17 protein-coding genes are annotated in these 20,750 nt (G+C 74.9%); 7 read left to right on the top strand and 10 right to left on the bottom strand.

The features are described from left to right. Window positions 1-17 precede the first annotated feature (17 nt). Window positions 18-803: a LamB/YcsF family protein gene (locus ACQPYD_RS05990; protein WP_433700119.1), complete on the bottom strand. Its 786-nt coding sequence runs from the start codon at window positions 801-803 to the stop codon at window positions 18-20. Between the two features lie 215 nt (window positions 804-1,018). Next, window positions 1,019-2,269: an NRAMP family divalent metal transporter gene (locus ACQPYD_RS05985; protein WP_433700118.1), complete on the bottom strand. Its 1,251-nt coding sequence runs from the start codon at window positions 2,267-2,269 to the stop codon at window positions 1,019-1,021. 298 nt (window positions 2,270-2,567) lie between these two features. Here ACQPYD_RS05985 and ACQPYD_RS05980 point away from each other — a divergent pair, with 298 nt between their 5' ends. After that, window positions 2,568-3,275 carry a GntR family transcriptional regulator gene (locus ACQPYD_RS05980; RefSeq protein ID WP_433700117.1) on the top strand — a complete coding sequence of 236 codons (708 nt, stop codon included), beginning with the start codon at window positions 2,568-2,570 and terminating at the stop codon, window positions 3,273-3,275. A 153-nt stretch (window positions 3,276-3,428) separates the two neighbouring features. Then, complete coding sequence (locus tag ACQPYD_RS05975) at window positions 3,429-4,220, top strand: aminotransferase class IV family protein (RefSeq protein WP_433700116.1); 792 nt, start codon at window positions 3,429-3,431, stop codon at window positions 4,218-4,220. A 64-nt stretch (window positions 4,221-4,284) separates the two neighbouring features. Here the strand turns inward: ACQPYD_RS05975 and ACQPYD_RS05970 are convergent, their stop codons facing one another. From ACQPYD_RS05970 to ACQPYD_RS05960, 3 genes are all read right to left on the bottom strand, one after another. Beyond that, window positions 4,285-6,468, bottom strand: a complete 2,184-nt coding sequence (locus ACQPYD_RS05970; protein ID WP_433700115.1) for an MMPL family transporter — start codon at window positions 6,466-6,468, stop codon at window positions 4,285-4,287. A gap of 132 nt (window positions 6,469-6,600) precedes the next feature. Beyond that, window positions 6,601-8,088, bottom strand: coding sequence for an SDR family oxidoreductase (locus tag ACQPYD_RS05965; RefSeq protein ID WP_433700114.1), 1,488 nt, complete (start codon window positions 8,086-8,088; stop codon window positions 6,601-6,603). After that, window positions 8,085-8,591, bottom strand: a complete 507-nt coding sequence (locus tag ACQPYD_RS05960; protein ID WP_433700113.1) for a DUF4383 domain-containing protein — start codon at window positions 8,589-8,591, stop codon at window positions 8,085-8,087. Before ACQPYD_RS05960 ends, ACQPYD_RS05965 begins: the two co-directional genes overlap by 4 nt. Window positions 8,592-8,682: 91 nt before the next feature. On the opposite strand from ACQPYD_RS05960, the gene ACQPYD_RS05955 reads away from it, so the two are divergent. Continuing rightward, window positions 8,683-9,714 (top strand): MerR family transcriptional regulator, encoded by a 1,032-nt coding sequence (locus ACQPYD_RS05955; protein ID WP_433700112.1) that lies wholly within the window; start codon window positions 8,683-8,685, stop codon window positions 9,712-9,714. A 10-nt stretch (window positions 9,715-9,724) separates the two neighbouring features. Here ACQPYD_RS05955 and ACQPYD_RS05950 read toward each other — a convergent pair whose 3' ends face one another. After that, window positions 9,725-10,918, bottom strand: a complete 1,194-nt coding sequence (locus ACQPYD_RS05950) for a lycopene cyclase family protein (protein WP_433700111.1) — start codon at window positions 10,916-10,918, stop codon at window positions 9,725-9,727. Between the two features lie 87 nt (window positions 10,919-11,005). Between ACQPYD_RS05950 and ACQPYD_RS05945 the strand changes: the two genes are divergently transcribed. Together ACQPYD_RS05945 and ACQPYD_RS05940 are read left to right on the top strand one after the other, a co-directional pair. After that, a complete protein-coding gene (locus ACQPYD_RS05945; protein ID WP_433701969.1) occupies window positions 11,006-11,746 on the top strand; it encodes a class I SAM-dependent methyltransferase in 741 nt (246 codons plus the stop codon). Further along, window positions 11,736-13,298: an FAD-dependent oxidoreductase gene (locus ACQPYD_RS05940; protein ID WP_433700110.1), complete on the top strand. Its 1,563-nt coding sequence runs from the start codon at window positions 11,736-11,738 to the stop codon at window positions 13,296-13,298. The genes ACQPYD_RS05945 and ACQPYD_RS05940 overlap by 11 nt, the downstream gene beginning before the upstream one ends. 217 nt (window positions 13,299-13,515) lie before the next feature. Here ACQPYD_RS05940 and ACQPYD_RS05935 read toward each other — a convergent pair whose 3' ends face one another. Genes ACQPYD_RS05935 through ACQPYD_RS05920 form a run of 4 tightly spaced genes read right to left on the bottom strand, consistent with a single transcriptional unit; the run spans window position 13,516 to window position 18,113 of the window. Continuing rightward, window positions 13,516-14,526, bottom strand: a complete 1,011-nt coding sequence (locus tag ACQPYD_RS05935) for a DUF5914 domain-containing protein (protein WP_433700109.1) — start codon at window positions 14,524-14,526, stop codon at window positions 13,516-13,518. Window positions 14,527-14,557: 31 nt separating this feature from the next. Then, window positions 14,558-15,514 carry a phytoene/squalene synthase family protein gene (locus tag ACQPYD_RS05930; RefSeq protein WP_433700108.1) on the bottom strand — a complete coding sequence of 319 codons (957 nt, stop codon included), beginning with the start codon at window positions 15,512-15,514 and terminating at the stop codon, window positions 14,558-14,560. Continuing rightward, entirely contained in the window at window positions 15,511-17,022 is a 1,512-nt protein-coding gene (gene crtI, locus ACQPYD_RS05925) for a phytoene desaturase family protein (RefSeq protein WP_433700107.1), read from the bottom strand. Before crtI ends, ACQPYD_RS05930 begins: the two co-directional genes overlap by 4 nt. Continuing rightward, window positions 17,019-18,113, bottom strand: coding sequence for a polyprenyl synthetase family protein (locus ACQPYD_RS05920; protein ID WP_433701968.1), 1,095 nt, complete (start codon window positions 18,111-18,113; stop codon window positions 17,019-17,021). The genes crtI and ACQPYD_RS05920 overlap by 4 nt, the downstream gene beginning before the upstream one ends. Before the next feature lie 221 nt (window positions 18,114-18,334). Between ACQPYD_RS05920 and ACQPYD_RS05915 the strand changes: the two genes are divergently transcribed. Beyond that, window positions 18,335-18,850 (top strand): MarR family winged helix-turn-helix transcriptional regulator, encoded by a 516-nt coding sequence (locus ACQPYD_RS05915; protein WP_433700106.1) that lies wholly within the window; start codon window positions 18,335-18,337, stop codon window positions 18,848-18,850. Window positions 18,851-19,171: 321 nt separating this feature from the next. Beyond that, window positions 19,172-20,728, top strand: a complete 1,557-nt coding sequence (locus tag ACQPYD_RS05910) for a BCCT family transporter (protein WP_433700105.1) — start codon at window positions 19,172-19,174, stop codon at window positions 20,726-20,728. Window positions 20,729-20,750: the final 22 nt, after the last annotated feature.

The following is a 20,750-nucleotide window of genomic DNA, read 5'->3' as shown; positions in this document are numbered from 1 at the left end:
TCCCCGGGCGGGAACGGTCACGCGTCCTCCGGGGCGGCCGGGGCCTCCCGGGTGAACGGCGCGACGTCGACCCCGGCGGAGCGGAGCCGGTCCGCGACGGCGCGGGCGATCTCCACCGCGCCGGGGCTGTCGCCGTGCACGCACAGGGAGTCGGCGGCGATCACGATCTCCGTCCCGTCGATCGCCTCGACCGGCAGGCCGCGGGCGATCCGCAGGCAGCGCTCGGCGATCGCGGCGGGGTCGTGGAGCACGGCTCCGGGTTCGCGGCGGGACACCAGGACGCCCTCGGGGGTGTACGCGCGGTCGGCGAAGGCCTCCCGGTAGGTGCGCAGACCGGCCTCCTCCGCCAGGGCGAGGAAGCGGGACCCGGGCAGGCCGAGCACGGGCAGGCCGGGGTCGAAGGCGTGGACGGCCTCGACGACGGCGGCGGCCTGCTGCTCGTGGTGCACGATCGTGTTGTAGAGGGCGCCGTGCGGTTTGACGTAGCGGATGCGGTCGCCGGCCAGCCGGGTGAACGCCGCCAGGGCGCCCAGCTGGTAGACGACGTCGTTGGTGAGGTCGGCGGGCGGGACGTCGACGAAGCGGCGGCCGAACCCGGCGAGGTCCCGGTAGCCGACGTGCGCGCCGACGGCCACGTTCCGCTCCTTGGCGTCGGCCGTGGTGCGGCGCAGCACGCTCGGATCCCCGGCGTGGAAGCCACAGGCGACGTTGGCGCTGGTCACGACGGACAGCAGGGCCCGGTCGTCACCGAGCTCCCAGCGGCCGAAGCTCTCGCCGAGGTCGGAGTTGAGGTCGATGCGCAACGTCGGTGCTCCTCGTTCTTCTTCGTGCCTGCCGGGGCGTCCGGACCGCGCGCGCCTCCGCGCCCGCGGCGCCCGCCGCCCCTCGGCACTGCCGTACTGTGCGGGCCCCTCACGGGGCTCCTACCCCGTCCGGTCCGCGAGTCCCGGACCGGGCGGCGCAGGGGGGTGGAACGGGGGGCGCGGCGGGCCCTCGCCGCGCCGCGCCCCCCGGGTCTCTACTGCCAGAGGGCGGCGATGCCGCCCAGGGCGTTGACGGCCATGTACACGGTGAGCAGCCAGGCGGCCGCGCCGATCACGATCAGCCAGCGCGGGTAGCGGTAACCGCCCAGGAGGTCGTGGGAGCGGCGGGCCGCGACCCACAGCATGATGCCGAGGCCGACCGGGAGGATGACGCCGTTGAGCGCGCCGGCGAGGATCAGCAGCGTGTTCGGGGCCTGGCCCGACAGCAGGAAGATCGCCAGCGAGATGCCGATGAACACCGTGACCAGCACGCCGCGGCGCTTCTCCAGCCAGGGGTGGAAGGTCGTGACGAAGGAGATCGAGGTGTAGGAGGCGCCGATGACGGAGCTGACCGCGGCGGCCCACATGATCATGCCGAACATGCGCATGCCGACCTCGCCGGCGGCCTGGTAGAAGGCCTCGGCCGAGGGGTTGGGGGCCTCCATGATGGCGGCGCCGCCGCTGACGACGCCCAGGATGGCGAGGAAGAGCAGGACCCGCATGACGCCGGTGACGATGATGCCGGTGACGGAGGTCTTGGTGATGGCGCCGGCGTTCGCCGCCCCGCCCTGGCCCGCCTCGACGAGGCGGTGCGCGCCCGCGTAGGTGATGTAGCCGCCGACGGTGCCGCCGATGATGGTGACGGCCGCGAGGAAGACGTCCGTGCCGAGCTGGTCCGGCATGACGGACTGGCGCAGGGCCTCGCCGACCGGGGGCCGGGAGACGATCGCGACGTACAGGGTCAGGGCGATCATCCCGACGCCGAGGACGATCAGGATGCGGTCGAGGGCGACGCCCAGCTTCTTCACGCCGAGGATGACGACGGCCAGGACCGCGGAGACGACGGCGCCGATCCTCGGGTCGAACCCGAGCATGGCGTCCAGGCCCAGGCCCGTGCCCGCGAGGTTGCCGACGTTGAAGATCAGGCCACCGAAGACGATCAGGGCGGCCAGCAGGTAGCCCGCGCCGGGCAGCACCTTGTTGGCCAGGTCCTGGGCGCGCATGTCGGCGACGCCGATGACCCTCCAGATGTTCAGCTGGACGGCGATGTCGACGAGGATCGACAGGAGGATCGCGAACGCGAAGGTCGCGCCGAGCTGCGCGGTGAAGGTCGTGGTCTGGGTGATGAAACCGGGGCCGATGGCGCTGGTGGCCATGAGGAACATCGCGCCGAGCAGGGTGCTGCTCACCGTGATCCGCCCGAGCCGGGGGCGCACCTTGGGGGGCGCGGGGGGCGTGTCGCCCATGGGACTCTCCAGGGAGTGCGAGAAGCGTGCCGTGGCGCGATGATCGACCACGCCGTCGTTGGATTGTTGAACAATACTTCAATCCTACGAGACGAGTAAAGGTGGCGTAAGCAAAAATCCCAGGTCACTGCTGTTACGGGGGACCACACCCAGCCCTCTACGCCCCAGGGGTATTCCACAGGCCCGCCGACAAGAGGCCCATTCATCCGACGAACCGAGGTCTTGGAAGCCCCGCCTCCCCAGAGGACCGGCGGGTCGGTCACAATGGAATAACCGAACGCACCCCCGAGGAGCACATGTGACGGCCACGGACGCCCACACCGACCGGACCCCCGGCCGCAGGCGCCCCCTGCCACCGCTGCCCACCCAGGCCGAGCGTGTCGCCGAACTGCTCCGCGAGTCCCTCATCGACGGCGCCTACCCCCCGCGGCAGCGCCTCTCCGAGGAGAGGCTGTGCGAGGAGCTGGGCGTCTCCCGCAACACCCTCCGCGAGGCCTTCCGGCTACTGGTCCGCGAGCGCCTGCTCGTGCACCAGATGCACCGGGGAGTGTTCGTCGCCCACCCCACCAGCGACGACGTCCGCGACCTGTTCAGGACCCGCCGGGTCCTCGAGCTCCCCGCGCTGCGGGGCGCGATACGCCCCGGGGAGGAGGCCGTGCGCGCGGTCGGCGCCGCCGTGGACGAGGGCGAGGCCGCCCGCGACCGGGAGCGGTGGAAGGAGATGGGCACCGCCAACATGCGCTTCCACCAGGCCCTGGCCGGGCTCGCCGGGAGCGCCCGGGTCGACGAGTTCATGAGCCAGGTGCTCGCCGAGACCCGCCTCGTCTTCCACGTCATGGACGCCCCCCGCGAGTTCCACGCCCCCTACCTGGACTGGAACCGGCGCATCCACACCCTGCTGGCCGCGGGGGACGTGACGGAGGCCGCCGACGAGCTGGCCGCCTACCTCGACACCTCCGAGCACCAGCTCGTCACGGCCTTCACCGCCCGGGAGCGCAACGCCTGAGCCGCGCCCCGGCCCCCCGCCCCCGGCGCCTTCGGGGGCGGGGGGCCGAGTCCTTCCGGGCCGCCTCGGACCGCCGCCGACTTGGGATGAATTGTCCACAGGTCTCGGGAAAACCGCGTGACGGAGGTCCCGAAGTGCCAGAATGAGGACCCGATGGAACTGAACGGACGCCCCGTCGGCACCGGGGAAATCGCGGGCCTCGCCCTGTACGGGTACGGCCACTTCACGACCATGCTCGTCACCGACCTGCGGGTGCGCGGCCTCGACCTGCACATGGAGCGGCTGACCCGGGACTGCCGGACCCTGTTCGACACCGAGCTGGACGTCCTCCGGGTCCGCGAACTGGCCCGGAGGTCGGCACGCGCGCACCCGTCGCCCTCCGTGGTGAGGGTGACGGTGTTCGACCCCGCCATGGACCTCGCCCGCCCGGCCTCGCGGCGGCCTCCGCAGATCCTGGTCACCACCCGGCCGGCCCCGGCCCCGGACGGGCCCCCGGCGCCGCTCCGCCTGGGCACCCGGCTGTTCGCCCGGGACACCCCCCGGGTCAAGGGCACCGGGATGTTCGGGGCGATCCGCCAGCGGCGCTCGGCCCAGCTGGACGGGTTCGACGACGCCCTCTTCACCGGGGTCGACGGACGCGTGTCGGAGGGCCCCACCTGGAACATCGCGTTCCTGGACGGCGGCGGCGTGGTGTGGCCCCAGGCCCCCTGCTTGCCCGGGGTGACGGCCCGCCTGGTGGACCGCGCCGCCGACTCCCTGCGGATCCCCGTGTCCACCCGGCCCGTCGCCGGGGCCGCGAGCACCCGCTTGTCGGGGGCCTTCGTCACCAACGCCGCCACGGGCGTGCGACCGGTCACCTCCATCGACGGGGTCCACCTGCCGCAGTCGGCCCTGATCCGCAGACTGGCCGACGCCTACCGCGCCATCCCCGGCGACGCCCTCTAGACGGCCGTCCGCCCCCACCGGTCCCCGGGGCCCGGGGAGCCCCGGGGCCCGGGGGCCGCGGACCCTATCCCCGCCGGTCCGCCGGGGCGGTCCCGGCGGCAGCGGCCGGCCTGCCGGCCCGCCCCGGCCACCACGCGCGCGGTCCCACGTCCAGGGACAGCGCGGGCACCAGCAGGGTGCGGACGATCAGGGCGTCCACGAGAACGCCGAACGCCACCAGGAACGCGAGCTGGAACAGGAACAGCAGCGGGATCACCGCCAGCGCCGCGAAGGTCACGGCCAGGACCACCCCGGCCGACGTGATCACGCCCCCCGTGACGGTGAGCGCCCGCAGCACGCCCTCCCGGTGCCCGTGGACCAGGGCCTCCTCCCTGGCCCGGGACATCAGGAAGATGCTGTAGTCGATGCCCAGCGCGACGAGGAACACGAACGCGAACAGCGGGACCACCGGGTCCGCTCCGGGCAGGCCGAGCAGGTGCTCGAAGACCAGCGTGCCCACGCCGAGCGCGGCGGCGAAGGACAGCACGTTGGCCGCCATCAGCAGCAGCGGGGCCACCAGGGAGCGCAGCAGCGGGATCAGGACGAGGAAGACCACGACCAGGACGAGGGGGACGACCACGGCGAAGTCGCGCTGGGCGGTCTCCAGGGTGTCCAGGTCGGTGGCGGTCACACCGCCGACCAGGGTGTCGGCGCCCTCGACACCGCGCAGGGCGTCGCGGAGGCCGCCGACGGCGGAGACCGCCTCGGACGACTCCGGGGGAACGGAGAGGGTCACCTCGACCAGGACGCGCCCGTCCTCCACCAGCGGCGGGGCGTCGGCCCCGGGCGGTCCGGGCTCGGTCACCGCGACCGCCTCCTCCACCTCGGGGAGGTCCTCCGCGGCGGCGACGACCTCGTCGAGCCGGTCGGCGTCGGCGACCACGAGGGCGGGGGCCGCCCCGCTGACGGGTCCGAAGCCCCGGGTGAGCTCCTCCTGGGCCTCGACCGCCTCCACCTGCGTGCGGAACACCTCGGCCTGGCCGGTCCCGCCGGCGTCGAACTGGGGGGCGAACACGGCCGCCGCAGCCAGCAGGACGGTGGTCCCGATCCAGTAGGCGCGGGGACGGCGCGAGACCGTTCCGGCGATCCGGCCCCAGAAGCGGTGCCTCGCGACGACCGCGTCGAGGCCCTCCTCCCCCGGGCCGCCACCGGCCGCCGCGCCGTCACCGGGCCGGCGCGGGGCGGACGGCCAGAAGACCGCCCTTCCGCAGAGGGCGAGCACGGCGGGCAGGAAGGTCATGGCGGAGAACAGGGCCGCGGCGACGCCGATGGCCACGACCGGGCCCAGGCTGCGGGTGGACGCCAGGTCGGCCGCGAGCAGGCAGAGCAGGCCGAGGATGACGGTCCCCCCGGAAGCCAGGACCGGGCCGGTCACTCCGCGCACCGCGGCCAGGACGGCCTCGGGGACGCGGTCGCGCGTGGTGAGCTCCTCCCGGTAGCGGGCCACGAGGAGGAGCGCGTAGTCGGTGCACGCACCGACGACCAGGATGAACAGGATGCCCTGGCTCTGCCCGTTGAGGCTGACCAGCCCGGTGTCCGCGGCCAGGTAGACGAGCGCCCCGGACAGGCCGAGGGCCAGCAGGGAGGCGAGGACGACCAGGACCGGCAGCAGGGGCGACCGGTAGACGGCCACGAGGATGACCAGGACGGCGGAGACCGCCACGACGAGCAGGGTCGAGTCGATGCCGCCGAAGGCCGCGGTGAGGTCGGCCGCGTACCCGGCCGGGCCGGTGACCTGTGCCTGGAGCCCGGGGACCGGGTCGTCGGCGAGGAGCGCGCGGAGCTCGGCGACCGCGTCGCCGGTGTCGTGCCCCGGGTCGATCGCCACGGTGAACTGGGCGACGGAGGGGTCCTCCGTTCCGGGGAAGGGGCCGATCACCGGGCCGACGGCCCAGGGTTCCCCGGCCACCCGCTCCCCGACCCCGGCGATGGCGGCCAGGTCGTCCTCGGCGATGTCACCGCCCCCCGAGTAGACGACCACCGCCGGGACGGCCTCCTCGCGGTCGAACTCCTCGGCGATCTCGGAGACCTCGGTGGACTCGGCGCCCACCGGCAGGAAGGCCCCGGGGTCGTTGGTCTGCACCTCGCCGAGCCTGCCCAGGAACATGCCGAGGGGGCCTGCGCCGAACAGCCACACGAGGGTGATCAGCAGCGCCGCCCCCGCCCACCAGCGGGGGCGGCGGCGCGGCCGGCCTTTGTCCTTGCGCACGGGACGGGTCCTTCCGTTGCTCCGATGTTTGACTCGAAATTAGAGTATCTTGGAATTCGAGTCAATTTCGCGCACAAGCGGGCCCCGCGGCCGCCGCGAGGCGCCTCCCCTCCCTCCGACCCGGTCAGCGGGTCAGCCGGTCCCGGCCCTCTCCGTCCGGGCCACAGCCTCCGCGCGGCCGGCGATGTTGGCGGCCATCGACCCGAACACGATGCCGTGGAACGGTGTCACGGCCTTCCAGTACAGGTGGCCGAGGAGCCCCCGCGGGTGGAAGAGCGCCCTCTGGTGGTAGACCGTGCGCCCCTCCACCCGCCCGACCCCCATCTCCAGCCAGGCGGGGCCGGGGAGGCGCATCTCCGCCCTCAGGCGCAGCAGGGACCCCGGCACGACCTCCTCGACCCTCCAGAAGTCCAGCGGGTCGCCCACCCGCAGCCGGAAGGGGTCGCGCCTCCCCCGCCGGGGGCCCACCCCGCCCACGGCCAGGTCGATCCACCCCCGCGCCGCCCAGGCCAGGGGCCAGGAGTACCAGCCGTTCTCGCCGCCGATCCCCTCGATCACCCGCCACACGTCCCCGGTCCCGGCGTCGACGTACCGTGCCCGGACGTCGGTGTAGAGGCTGCCCCCGGCCCAGTCCGGGTCCGTCGGCAGCGGGTCGGACGGGGCGCTCGGCCAGGCCGCCGACGACCACCGCGTGTCCACCCGGGACTCGTCCACCCTCCTCAGCGCGAGCCGCACGGCCTCGTCGAAGCCGATCCGGTGGTGGTCGTCCAGGTACTCCGACAGGTCGTCCTCCCCCGCGACGGCGTCGTGGCGCAGGGAGTCCACCAGCGGACGGGCGATCACGGGCGGCACGGGAGTGATCAGGCCGACCCACAGGCTGGACAGGCCCGGGGAGAGCACGGGCACGGGGATGATCACCCGTGCGGCGATGCCGGCGGCCCCCGCGAAGCGCTGGATCATCTCCGCGTAGGTCAGGACCTCCGGCCCCCCGATGTCGAAGGTGCGGTCGACGCCCTCCGGCAGCTCCGCCGACTCCACGAGCAGCCTCAGCACGTCCCTCACGGCGATCGGCTGCACCCGGCTGCGCACCCACCGGGGCGTCGTCATGACCGGAAGGCGCTCGGTGAGGTGGCGCAGCATCTCGAAGGAGGCCGAACCCGAGCCGATGATCACCGCCGCGCGGAGCACCGCGGCGGGCACCGGCGACTCCAGGAAGACGTCGCCCACCTCCGTGCGCGAGGCCATGTGCGCGGACAGGTCCCCCTCCTCGGGAACGAGCCCGCCGAGGTAGACCAGCCGCCGCACGCCGGCCCGCTCGGCCGCCCGGGCGAAGTTGCGGGCGCCCTCCGCGTCGGCGCTCCCGAAGTCGCGCCCTCCCCCCATCGAGTGGACCAGGTAGTAGGCCGTGTCGATGCCCTCCAGCGCCCCCTCCAGGCCGTCCCCGGAGACGACGTCCCCCCGCAGGACCTCGACCCCGCCCCGCCAGTCGACGTCGCGGAGCTTGTCCGGGGTGCGCACGAGGCAGCGGACGGCGTGCCCCGCCTCGAGCAGTTCGGGCACGAGCCGCCCGCCGATGTACCCGGTCGCGCCCGTGACCAGGGTCCGGTGGGAGCGGGTCATCCTGTCGCCCCGAGCGTCCCGTCGCCGCGGCGGCGGCGCTCGCGCCGTTCCTCGCGGAGCCTGCGGTACGGGTTGTCACCGGGCAGGTGGCTGCCGACGCGGCCGTACATGCCGAAGGTCATGACCATGAGGCCGACCACGAAGCTGAAGATGACGTTGGGCATCGAGAACGCCAGGATGTTGGGCCCCGCGCTCATGAGGTACAGGTTGACCAGTCCGCTGGCCACGAACCCGACCCCCACCACCGTGCAGACGGTCGAGGCGAAGGAGCCGCCCAGGACGGCGGCGCCCAGCAGCAGCGAGCCGATCGCGATCGAGAGGAAGCTGAGCGCGCCGTTCGTCGACAGGCCCGCGATCACCTCGCCCCGGGTGTCGAACAGCGGAAGCCTGACCATCAGGCCCGCGATCCCGAAGCCGACGAGCACGAGGCCCGTGAGCCCGGCCCCGACCCTGTAGACCGCGCTGAGACGGCGGTCCGCGGGACGTGTCGTGTCCAGATCCATGGTGCTGCCCCTTTCGGTGTCCTCCCAGCTAGAGTCATGTGTGAGTGGCGCACACCACAAGTCGCGTCGCTTTCGCAACGCTTGGGGCGCCATGTCCGACGCACTCACTCCCGGGGCGACCGCCCGCCTTCTCGGGGTCGCCCCCTCCACCCTGCGCAGCTGGGACCGCAGGTACGGGATCGGCCCCCGTGAGCGCAGTCCGGGCGGCCACCGGCGCTACGCCCCCGCCGACGTCGCCCGGCTGCGGGAGCTGTGCCGCCTGGTCGGCGAGGGACTCCCCCCGGCCTCGGCCGCACGCCTGGCGCTCGCCCCGGCCCCTCCCGTGCCCGCACCCCGGAGCGCCGGGTCCCCGCGCGCCGGCCGCGAGGGGGGCGGAGGAGCGGGCTCCGCCGTCCCGGGGGGCCGCCCGTCCTGGCGCCCGGGAGGGGACACCCTTCCGCTCGGCCGCGCCGGGCCCACCCTCCAGGGGATCGCCCGCGCCGCGATGCGTCTCGACGCCGACCTGGTCGAGGCCCTCCTGGAGGAGGCCCTGGAGCGGCACGGCGTGGTGGCGGCCTGGGAGGACCTCGCCATGCCCCTGCTGTACGGGATGGGCCGCAAGTGGGAGGACACCCTCCGCTACGTGGAGGTCGAGCACCTGCTCTCGTGGTGCGTGTCCTCCGCCCTGCGCCGCGTCCCGCCTCCCCCGGGGCGGGGCCGCGGGGACGGGGAGGCGGGGGCCGCTGCGCGCGCCCGGCCGACCGTGCTCGCCTGCGGCCCGCACGAGATGCACTGCCTCCCGGTGGAGGCGCTGGCCGCCGCGCTCCGGGAGCGGGGCGCGCCCCATCGGATGCTCGGCCCGTGCACCCCGGTGGAGGCGACCGTGCGGACGGTGCGCCGCACCGGGCCCCGGGCCGTCGTGCTGTGGTGCCGCGGGGGCGGGACGGCCGACGCCGTCGCGCTCCGGAGCACGCTGCGGGCGGCGTCGGGGACCACGCGGTCCACGGCCGTGTACACGGCGGGGCCGGGGTGGCGCTCCGTGGACGCGGGACCGGCACCGGCCGACGGCCACCTCGACTCCCTGGCCGACGCCGTGCGGGTGCTCGCCCCGGGCGGGCCCCCGCCCGGCCCCCGGGGACCGTGACGCCCCCGGGTCAGGGGCGGCGGGCCGGACCCGCGCGCAGGGAGTGCCAGACGTGTTCGGCCGTCGTCAGGGACATCGCCGCGACGGGCGTGCTCAGGCCCATGGCCAGCTCCCGGTGCAGGCGCGAGCCGCCGTCGAGGAAGGCCAGGACGTCCCCGAGGCGGTTGGCCGCGAACAGCCCGGAGAAGAACTCCGCGCCCCGGACCCGGCCGGTGTCCAGGGCCCTCAGCATGACCGCGTCCATCACCAGGTGGCGGCGCCGGTGCGGCACCGGAGGCACGGGCACCCTTCCTTCCGCGAGCGCGCGGGCCACCGCCTCCGCCTGCCGCCGCACCCCGCTGAACGTGTAGCCGGTCGAGGGCCGGGTGGCGCCCCCGGCCGTGCCCACCCGGAACACCCGGTTCCCGGCCCGGGTCCGGACCGGCGCGTCGGTCATCGGGATGACCCCCTGCTCCGCCGCCGTCACCTCCAGGCCGGAGAGCCCGAGCAGGTCGCAGTACCGGCCGAGCGCGCGCTCGTACTCCCCGGTCGTGAGCGCCTCCCGGCCGAACTCCGTGTACTCCACCAGGGCCTCGCGCGAGGACAGGGGCAGCACATAGCCGAAGGCGACCCCGTTCGCCGGCTGGGCCGGGCGCAGGTCCATCAGCACGGCCGCCCCGGGGTCGAAGGCGTCCCCGGGGGCGCGCACGAACCAGCCCCGGAAGTGCTGGAGCAGGTGGGTGCGCCCGCGCGGGGCATCCCGGGGCGGCCGGGAGTCGAACACCCACTCCGCCGTGAGGGCCGCCGTCCCGCCGTCCGGCCGGTCCCCCTCGACCACCGCCTCCCCCCTCCCGTCCCGGACCCCGGTCACCAGGAGCGGGAGCTGGTCCACGTGCTCGCCGGCCGTGGCTCGCACGTGCGTGTCCACGTCGGCCGACCTGAGCATCTTGTAGACGTAGGGCGCGGCCGGGGAGGAGTGGACCTCCCCGCCCGCCCCGACCACGGACAGCCGGTCCCAGCGGGCGGCCAGCAGACCGTCCCACGGCCCCCCGTCCGGCTCCCAGAAGCACCAGGTGCGCGGCGGCGGGGTGTGCGGCCCCGGCGGCGGCTCCACGAGCGCGACACGCAGCGGACGGCCGCGCCGGTCGTTGATACCGCGGAGCCGGTGGGTCAGGGTGAGCCCAGCGGCTCCCCCGCCGATGATCGCCACGTCGTAGTCGGCCATGCCCCCAGCATGCCCCTCGGGGCCGCCGCGATCACGCGGACACCCAGCCACTCCGGGAGGGACCCTCTGGACACCACCACGCGGGCGATGAAGGACGGCCCGGTCACCGACGAGTTCGACCACGCCGCCGGGGCCTACGACCGGCTGGTCGCCGCCAACCCCGGCTACCACGCCCACCTGCGCGTCTCGGCGCGGAGGCTGGGCCTGCCCGACCGGGGACACGGGTTGCGCCTCCTCGACCTGGGGTGCGGCACCGGGGCGTCGACCGCGGCCCTCCTGCGCGAGGCCCCCTCGGCCCGGATCGCGGGCGTGGACGCCTCCCGGGGGATGCTGGACGCCGCCCGGGGCAAGCCCTGGCCGGACTCGGTGTCCTTCCACCGGGGGCGGGCCGAGGAGCTGACGCCCGCGTGGGCCGAGGAGCACCTGGGCGGCCCCGCCGACGCGGTCTTCGGCGCGTACCTGGTCCGCAACTGCCCCGACCCCGACGCCCTGCTGGCCACGGCGCGCTCCCTGCTGAGGCCGGGCGGCAGGCTCGTCCTGCACGAGTACTCCGTGGCCGACTCGGCGTCCGCGCGGGCCGTGTGGACCGCGGTGTGCTGGGGGGCCGTCATCCCGGCGGGGCGGGTCCTGACCGGCCGCGCCGACCTCTTCCGCTACCTGTGGCGGAGCGTGCTGGAGTTCGACGGCCGCGGCGCCCTCCTGGAGCGCATGCGCCGCGCGGGCCTGGAGTCGGTGGCCAGCGCGCCGCTGCCGGGGTGGCAGTACGGGATCACGCACACGTTCGCGGGCAGGCGCCCCCTCGTGGAGGGGGCCGCCGATGGGCGCTGACCGCCCCGCGGACGTCCGGGACCCGCTGGCCGAGTCCGTGGCCCCCGCCCCGCCCTCCGGCCCCCGGCCGGAGGCCGCGCCCTCCGTGGCGGTGGTCGGGGGCGGCATCGCCGGACTGGCCGCGGCGTGCGCCCTGGCCGAGCGCGACACGGACGTGGTGGTGTACGAGCGGGAGGACTCCCTGGGCGGGCGGCTGAGGGGGTGGGGGACCACGCTCCGCGACGGGACCCCCGCCACCATGACCCGGGGCTTCCACGCGTTCTTCCGCCAGTACTACAACCTGCGCGGCCTGCTGCGGCGCGCCGACCCGGGCCTGGACGGGCTGGTCCCGCTCGCCGACTACCCGCTGGTGCACCGGGACGGGCAACGCGACCGCTTCTCGGGCCTGCCCTCCTCCCCTCCGTGGAACGCCGCGGTCCTCGCCGCGACCAGCCCGAGCTTTCCGCCGCGCGACCTGGCCCGGGTCAACGTGCCAGCCGCCCTGCAGCTGCTGGACGTGGACGTGCCGGGCGTGTACGAGCGCCTCGACCACCTGAGCGCGCGGGACCTGCTGACGGCGGTCCGCTTCCCGCCGAGGGCGCGGCACCTGGCGTTCGAGGTGTTCACCCGGAGCTTCTTCGCCGACCCCGGCCGGTTGTCGGCCGCCGAGCTGGCGGTGATGTTCCACCTGTACTTCCTCGGCTCGTCCGAGGGCCTGGTGTTCGACGTGCCGGGATCGCCGTTCCCGCAGGCCCTGTGGGATCCGCTGGAGCACCGCCTGGCGAAGCTGGGCGTGCGCTTCCGGACCGGCGCCCCCGTCGAGGGGGTGCGGCCCGGCCGGGGGCGCAGGTTCGCGGTGCGGTGCGGGCCGGACGGCGGACCGGACGCGGAGTTCGACGGGGTGGTTCTGGCGGCCGACCCTCCCGGGGTCCGCCGCCTGGTCGCTGGGTCCCCGGACCTGGGGGACGCGGGGTGGCGGGCCCGGCTGGCACGCCTGGAGTCCGCTCCCCCGTTCCTGGTGTCGCGCTACTGGCTCGACCGCCCCGTGCGACCGCACCGGCCCGCGTTCCTGGGGACCGCCGGGCACTCCGCGCTGGACAACGTGAGCGTGCTCGACCGGTACGAGGACGAGGCGCGCGGGTGGGCGCGGCGCACCGGCGGCTCCGTGGTGGAGCTGCACGCCTACGCCCTGCCCGGGGACGCCGACCCCGAGCGCGAGCGGGCGCGGCTGTGGGAGCAGGCGACGGCCGTCTACCCGGAGCTGGGGGCCGCCGGGGTCGTGGACTCGCGGCACGAACTGCGCGCGGACTGCCCGCTGTTCGCCCCCGGGACCTACCGCGACCGCTGCGGTGTGGCCACCCCCGATCCGTTCCTGGTCCTGGCGGGGGACCACGTGCGCACGGACCTGCCCGTGGCCCTGATGGAGCGCGCGGCGACCAGCGGCCTGCTGGCGGCCAACGCCCTGCTGGCCCGCTGGGGGCGGGAGGGGCACACCGTGTGGACGGTGCCCCGGCGGGGCCGTTCGGCTCCGCTGCGCTCGCTCGCGCGGTGGGCCCGGCACGCCCCGCGCTGACCCGGGCCGACCGGGGCTCCGGCGCCGGGCCGGGATCGGGCCGGGAACCGCAGGTCGGGGAGGGGCGTCCTGAGCGGGGTCCTCGCCGCCTCCGGGACCGGAGGCGGCGCCCGCACACCGAAGGCCACCGCCCCGCGGGGAACCGGATGGCCTCGGCGCCGGTCGGTCCGCAGCGGCCCGGACACCCCGCCCCGCGGGGAGCCGGGGCAGGGGGGGCTCAGCCGGGCCAGCGGCCGGAGGAGCGCAGGAGGTACCGGCGCTCCGCGTAGGCGAGGTCGTCGCGCCACAGGCGGCGCGCGGCCATGCGCATGGCGGGGCGCACGACCGCCCCCGCCACCCTGCGGGCCAGTGCGAACCCCACCCGGTCGGACGTCGCCACGGTGGCCTCGATGACCGCCGTGCGCGGCACGCCGCGGTCGTCGACGCCGAGCGGGGTGGCGTGGGTCTCCACCACGCTCCCCAGCCCCTCCCCCTCGATGACGCGCATGACCACGGTGCGCGGCTCGGGGCACGTGAACTCGGCGCGCACCGGCACCCCGAGGCGGCCCGCCACGCGGAACCCCACGTCGACCACCATGCGGTCCGGATCCGGGTCGGGCCCCTCCGGCACCTCGGTCACCGTCAGTCCCACGAACGAGTACGGGTGGAACCACGAGCCGTGCCAGGGGTCCAGCCGGTTGGCCACCACGTCCTCCGGCTCGCACCGCCCCGCCAGGCTCTCCACCGCCGCGATCGAGGCGGCCGCCCCCGGGCGCTCGGGGACGACCGGCGCGTCGAGGGGCTCCTCCCCGCCCTCCCGGTCCAGGCGCACCCACACGAGGACCCCGTCGTCGTGCACCGGGTAGGGGCTCCACCCCGGAAAGCCCTCGGCCCCCAGGGAGAGGCCGTGCCAGCGGCACACCAGGTTCCCCCCGGTCACAGCGCCCCGGCAGAGCGGGGCCCCCAGGTGCGGGCACGCCCCCGGTCCGGCGTGGGCGGCGCCGTCCGGGGTGCGCCAGGCCACGAGTTCGGCGCCGGCGACGACGCGGCCGAAGGGCCGGTCGGCCCGCACCTCGCTGCTGGCGGCCAGCACGAACCAGTTGCCGGACGGCCTGGCCAGGGCGCGCTTGAGAGCCGCCCCGATGACGGAGGGCGACCCCTCCCTCCAGGTGGGCCTCTGCCCGCTCCAGGCGACGGAGGGCATCCGGCGCAGCGGGACGCGCCTCGGTTCGGGGTCGGGAAGCGTCACGGGGTCCTCCTCCTGGTGGCGTCCGCCGCGCTCAGCCGGACCGGGGGCGCGGCACGGAGCGGGCGAGCAGGGAGCGTGCGAGGGCGGGTACGGCCGCGGCGACCTTGCGGGCGTCGGAGACCCGGTGGCGGGTGCTCCACACGTCGAAGTCGGCCGCGCTGATCTCGTCCAGGATCGCCCGGTAGAGCCGGAAGGCGGTGGCGACACACGGGCGGGACACCGGGGAGAGCATCGCGATGCCGGGTTCGGCCTCCCGGTAGATCCCCCGGTTGACCTCGACGAGGTCGGCCACGGCGGCACGGGCGCGCCGGTCGGGCGCCCGTACCCGCGCGCAGTGCTCCAGGAGTTCCCGGTCCACGCCGTGCGCCCCCAGGACGTCCGCGGGCAGGTAGACCCTGCCCCGCCCCAGGTCGTCCGCCACGTCGCGGAGGAAGTTGGTGAGCTGGAAGGCCTCGCCCAGCGCCGCCGCGTGCGGGGCGGCCTCCGCCCGGGGCGCCACCGTGCCCAGGACCGGCAGGACCTGGAGCCCGATGACCGCGGCCGAGCCGTACATGTACTCGCGCAGGTGCCCCAGGTCGCGGTAGCCGGTGACGTCCAGGTCCATGCGCATGGAGTCCATGAACGCGGTGAAGTAGCCGGCAGGCAGGCCGTAGCCCTCGACGGTGTGCGCCAGGGCGCGCAGCACGGGTTCCCGGGGCTCCCGGCCCGACAGCGCGCGCCCCAGGTCCGCGCCGACGGCGTCGAGCCGGCCCCGCAGGTCCGCGGCGGTGGCGCCCGGGGGCGGTTCGTCCACGATGTCGTCCACCCAGCGCGCGAACCCGTACAGCGCGTGCACCGCGGGCCGGCGCTCCGGCGGCAGGACCCTCGTCGCCGTGAAATAGGTGCGCCCGTGGCGCGCGTGCAGGTCGCGGCAGAGCAGGTAGTCCCCGCGCAGCCGGTCCGGGCCGATGCCGGCGGCGTCGAGTTCGGCGGTCGCGGTCCCCCTCATCGCCGCCCTCCCCCCGCCAGCACCCGCGCGGCGGCGAGCTTCCCGGAGATCAGCACGGTCGGCAGGCCCACGCCCGGTCTGGTCCCGCAGCCCGCCAGCACCGCGTTGGAGGTGCCGGGGACGGTGTTGCCCGGGCGGAAGGGCCCCGTCTGCGCGAAGGTGTGCGAGAGGGAGAACGGCGTGCCGTGGGCCAGCCCCTGGCGCTCCCAGTCCGCCGGGGTGACGAGGTGCTCGGTCCGGACCGAGGCGTCCAGGCCGTCGAGGCCCCGCTCCTCCAGCGTCCGCACCAGGCTGTCCCGGTAGCGCGGCCCCTCCCGGTCCCAGTCGATGCCCCCCGCGGCGAGGTTCGGGGCCGGGGCGAGCACGTAGAGCAGGTGCCGCCCCTCCGGCGCCAGCGCGGGGTCGGTGCGGGTGGGCTGGGTGACGAGCAGGGAGGGGTCGCTCATGGTGCGCCCCTCCCGGATGATCTCCGAGAAGGTGCTCCCCCAGGCCGCGCCGAAGGAGATGGTGTGGTGCCCCAGGGAGTCCCAGGTGCGATCGGTGCCCAGGTGCAGGACGACGGCGGAGGGCGAGTGGCGGACACGGACCGGGCGGCGGGGCTCGTGGCCGAGAAGGCGGTGGGCGGCCGCCAGGTCGGCGGTGAGCACGACGTGGTCGCAGGCCAGTCGATCGCCCCCCTCGGTGATCACGGCGGTGACCCGGTCGCCGCTCCGCTCCAGCCGGGTGACGGCCTCCCCGTAGCGGACGGCGCCCCCGGCCTTCGTGAACGCCCCGGCCAGGGCGTCCCCGAGCGCGCGCATCCCTCCCCGGGGGAAGTACACCCCGGCGACCGTGTCCATGTAGGCGATGACGGCGTAGGCCGCCAGGGCGCGCTCCGGCGCCACCCCCGCGTACAGGGACTGGAAGGAGAAGATCCGCCGCAGGCGCTCGTCCCGGACACGGCGCCCGACCGCCGGGGCCAGCCGGCCGAAGCCGCCCAGCGCCGCGAGCCGGAACAGGTCGGGCCGGACCAGGTCGAGCGGCGAGTCGCACCGCGCGTCGATGAACGAGCGCATCTCCACCCGGTACAGCCTCGTGAGCCAGTCCCGCAGCCGGAGGTAGCCCTCGGCCTCGCGCTCCCCGGCCACGCGCGCCACCTCGGCGGCCATGGCCTCGCGGTCGGTGTGCACGTCGATCACGGAGCCGTCGGCGAAGGCCGCCCGGTAGGCGGGGCTGAGCGGCACGAGGTCGAGCCTGTCCGCGGTGCTCTCGCCGACGGCCGCGAGCGCCTCGTCGAGGAGTTCGGGCATGGTGAGCACGGTGGGGCCGGTGTCGAGGCGGAAGCCGTCCAGGTCGAGCCGCCCGGCGCGTCCGCCCGGGTGCGGTTCGCGCTCCACGACGACGACCTCGCGCCCCGCCCCCCGCAGGTGCAGGGCGCAGGCCAGGCCGGAGAGCCCCGCGCCGACGACGACCACGCGTCCGGCCCCGGGGGCCGGCCCGCGTCCCGGCGCCCGGGTGCGGCCGCTCATACCGGGTCCGTCCCGGTCCGGGCGGCGAGTCCGCGCAGGCCCTCCAGGACGGCGGGGTCCAGGTCGAGCCCGTCCAGCCTGCGGACCCCCCGTGCCGCCAGCTCCCGGCACCGGCCCCGCACCAGGTCGCGGGCGCCGAGCCGCTCCAGGGCGTCGGCGACCTCGGCGGGGTCGGCGCCGGCTCCGACACGGGAGAGCAGGTCGCTCGCGGCCGTGTCCCCCCGCTCCCCGGCCAGCCGCACGCCGGCCGCGAGGAGGAGCGTGCACTTGCCCTCGGTGATGTCCTCGCCCACGGGCTTGCCCGTCCGGGCGGTGTCGCCGTAGACGCCCAGGAGGTCGTCCCTGAGCTGGAAGGCGGTTCCGACGTCCCGTCCGTAGCCGCGCAGGGCGTCCACCGTGGCCCCGTCCGCCCCGGCCATGGCCGCGCCGAGGTGGAGGGGGCGCTCGACGCTGTAGGACGCCGTCTTGAGCAGGTTCATGCGCAGCGCGGTCCCCTCGGAGCGGTCGCGTCCGGCCTGGGCGCGGACGTCGAGGAACTGGCCCGCCATGATCTCGGTGCGCAGAGCCCGCCAGACCGCCCGTGCCCCGCGCGGCCGGGACAGGCCGTCCAGTGCCTCCTCGAACATGTCGTCGGCCCAGACCAGCGCCAGGTCCCCCACCAGGACGGCGAGCGCCTCGCCGTACCGCCGCGGCTCTCCGCCGTGCCCGTTCTCCTCGTGCTCCGCCATGTGGCGGGCGTGGACCGAGGGCCGGCCCCTGCGGGTCGGCGACCCGTCCATCACGTCGTCGTGGACGAGGGCGCAGGTCTGGATGAGCTCCAGGGCCCCGCAGGCCTGGAGGGCGGAGCGGGACGCCTCCCCGCCGGGGTTCCCGCCGCCGGCCGTCCACCCCCACCAGGCCAGCAGGGACCGCATCCGCTTGCCCCCTCCGAGGGTGAAGCGGACGGTCTCGCCCGCCAGGTCGCGGCCGAACCCCGCGTCGATGCCCTCCGACTCGCGGAGCCGCCGGCGGAGGTAGCGGCGCAGGGCGTCCTCCAGCGCCGCGCGGTCTCCCCCGACCGCGGCGTCGTGGCCTTCTCTGTGGGTGTTCAGGAGCGGATTGACGGCTTCCTCCCGGGGTCGTGCCTCCGGACTTCCCGAAAATGACTCGGATTCTGTGAATCTTGTTAAACGAAACACTTCCCGGAGCGCGGCGTTCCAACCATGTCCGCCCCCGGGAACACGGCCGCCGACCGGAAGGGCCCCGGCACCGCGCCCCGTAGACTCACAGGGGAGATCGGACGAACCGATCACGCCAGCGCGAGAGAGAGACCATGGACGCCGTTCCGGCCGCACACTCCGACGGGCTCCTGGACGCCCGCGACGGGGATGCCGAGAGCCGGTCGCGAGGTGAACTCTACGAGTCCCTCCAGAGCGACGGGCAGCGACTCGCCGTGCGGCTGATCCGCCTGCTGCACCGCATGGCGGACAGCTCGGGCATGAACCCCACGGACTTCCAGTGCTACACGCTGCTGCGGGTCAGCGGTTCCATGACCCCCGGCGAGATCGCCGAGAGCCTCTGCCTGTCCACCGGCTCGGTGACCGGGGTCGTCGACCGGTTGGAGGCGCACGGGCTCGTGGAGCGCACCCGCCATCCGCAGGACCGGCGCAAGGTCGCCGTCCGGCTGACCGCGGGAGCCGAGCGCCTGGCCGCCTCCACCGCCCCCGGCATGCGCGCCGCGATGACCGCCCTGCACGCCGACTACACGCTGGAGGAGCTGACCGTGATCACGGGCTGGCTGGACCGCGTGGGCGCCACCCTGGACGACCTCACCGAGGGCCGCGGGTAGCCACCTCCCCGAGCACCGCACATGACACGCCGTGGTCCCCGGCGCCCCGGAGGCCTCTCCGAGCACCACAGGATGACATGAGGTGACATATCACCTCACCATGCGCGATGACGCTCAAAATACCAACACTCCGCGATCACACGGTTCCTTTGCGCCGGTGCGCTCCGCCCCTACCATCCCACGGAAACACGTCAGTGGCCGGAGGAGCTGCAGAAACCGGCCAGTCAACGGCGCACCCGTCCCACCGGGGCCGGGAAGGAGCCACCCATCTCATCCCTACGCCAGTACATCCGACAACACACCAACCCCACCGTCTTCGGTGTGTCGGGCCTCGTCATCATCGCCTTCGTCGTCGCGGGCATCGCGGCCACCGACCCCCTCCTGACAGCGGCGACGGCCACGCGCGACTGGATCGGCGAGAAGCTCGGCTGGATCTACGTCCTCGCGACGTCGCTCTTCCTCGGCATCGCGATCGTCCTCATGCTGAGCCGGTTCGGCTCCGTCCGGCTCGGCCCCGACGACTCCCGGCCCGAGTTCAACACCCTGGCATGGTTCGCCATGCTCTTCACCACCGGCATGGGCATCGGCCTGGTGTTCTGGGGGGTCTCCGAGCCCATCCACCACCTGCACTCGCCCCGTGACGCGGAGTTCGTCACCCCGGAGGGAAGCCCCCCGCCCCCGGAGGCCGCGGGCGAGGCACTCGCCCTCAGCTACTTCCACTGGAGCTTCCACCCGTGGGCGATCTACATCGCCCTCGGCCTCTCCCTCGGCTACTTCGCCTTCCGCAAGGGCCTGCCGCTGCGCCCCGCGTCCGCCCTGTACCCCCTGCTGGGGGACAGGGCCTTCGGCTGGCCCGGCAACCTCGTGGACATCCTGGCCGTGTTCGGCACGATCTTCGGACTGGCCACCTCCCTGGGCCTGGGCACCCTCCAGATCAACGGCGGCCTCAACCACGTCTTCGGCATCCCCTCGAACTCCCTGGTCCAGTCGGTGATCATCGTCGTGATCACGGGCATCGCCCTGCTGAGCGTGCTCTCCGGCATCGACAAAGGCATCCGCAGGCTCTCCGTCATCAACCTGTGGCTCGCGTTCGCGCTGCTGGTGATCGTCTTCCTGTTCGGGCCGAAGCTGTGGATCATCAGCATCACGACCACCGGGGCCGGGGAGTACCTCGGCAACCTCATCCCCTGGAGCCTGTCCTTCCCCAGCCCCCTCGTGGACGAGCAGGCGGCGTCCTGGACGACGACCTGGCCGATCTTCTACTGGGGGTGGTGGATCTCCTGGGCCCCCTTCGTCGGCATCTTCCTCGCGCGCATCTCCTACGGGCGCACCATCCGCGAGTTCGTCCTGGGCGCGCTGTTCGCCCCCGTCCTCGTGTCCATCCTGTGGTTCGGCGTGTTCGGCGGGTCCGGGCTCTACTACGAGCTGTTCGGCGACGGCGGGCTCAACGAACTCGCGGAGGAGGACCGGGCCTTCCGCCTGATGGACCTGCTGCCCATGGGGGAGATCGTGGGACTGGTCGTCTCCGTCCTCCTGATCGTCGTCGTGGCGGTCTTCTTCATCACCTCGTCCGACTCGGGATCGCTGGTCGTGGACACCCTCACCAGCGGCGGCGACCTGCACCCGGTCAAGGCCCAGCGCGCCTTCTGGGCCATCAGCGAGGGCGCGGTCACGCTGATCCTGCTGGTCCTGGGCGGCACCAACGCCCTGTCCGCCCTCCAGGCGGCCTCGGTCGTGACGGGGCTGCCCTTCGCGGTCATCCTGCTGTTCATGGTCTGGGGTCTGGTCAAGGGGCTGGCCTCCGAACCGAAACCGGGGGCTCCGAAACAGTCCCGGGCCGAGGACCGGGGCTCCCAGAGCCCCTCCCGCCCCGACTGACCCCCTCACCGCAAGCGAAGAG

Origin of the sequence: Nocardiopsis sp. CA-288880, from assembly GCF_050955985.1 — a bacterium.
GTDB lineage: Bacteria > Actinomycetota > Actinomycetes > Streptosporangiales > Streptosporangiaceae > Nocardiopsis > Nocardiopsis tropica.
Note: the sequence above shows the minus strand (reverse complement) of the source record. Positions and strands in the feature narration are given on the sequence as shown.

Bases quoted from the DNA above. Each gene is read 5' to 3' on its own strand.
- ACQPYD_RS05955 (WP_433700112.1), top strand. From the start codon at position 8,683: ATGTCCGACGCACTCACTCCCGGGGCGACCGCCCGCCTTCTCGGGGTC.
- ACQPYD_RS05945 (WP_433701969.1), top strand. From the start codon at position 11,006: ATGAAGGACGGCCCGGTCACCGACGAGTTCGACCACGCCGCCGGGGCC.
- ACQPYD_RS05960 (WP_433700113.1), bottom strand. From the start codon at position 8,591: ATGGATCTGGACACGACACGTCCCGCGGACCGCCGTCTCAGCGCGGTC.
- ACQPYD_RS05985 (WP_433700118.1), bottom strand. From the start codon at position 2,269: ATGGGCGACACGCCCCCCGCGCCCCCCAAGGTGCGCCCCCGGCTCGGG.
- ACQPYD_RS05940 (WP_433700110.1), top strand. From the start codon at position 11,736: ATGGGCGCTGACCGCCCCGCGGACGTCCGGGACCCGCTGGCCGAGTCC.
- crtI (WP_433700107.1), bottom strand. From the start codon at position 17,022: ATGAGCGGCCGCACCCGGGCGCCGGGACGCGGGCCGGCCCCCGGGGCC.
- ACQPYD_RS05930 (WP_433700108.1), bottom strand. From the start codon at position 15,514: ATGAGGGGGACCGCGACCGCCGAACTCGACGCCGCCGGCATCGGCCCG.
- ACQPYD_RS05950 (WP_433700111.1), bottom strand. From the start codon at position 10,918: ATGGCCGACTACGACGTGGCGATCATCGGCGGGGGAGCCGCTGGGCTC.
- ACQPYD_RS05915 (WP_433700106.1), top strand. From the start codon at position 18,335: ATGGACGCCGTTCCGGCCGCACACTCCGACGGGCTCCTGGACGCCCGC.
- ACQPYD_RS05975 (WP_433700116.1), top strand. From the start codon at position 3,429: ATGGAACTGAACGGACGCCCCGTCGGCACCGGGGAAATCGCGGGCCTC.
- ACQPYD_RS05965 (WP_433700114.1), bottom strand. From the start codon at position 8,088: ATGACCCGCTCCCACCGGACCCTGGTCACGGGCGCGACCGGGTACATC.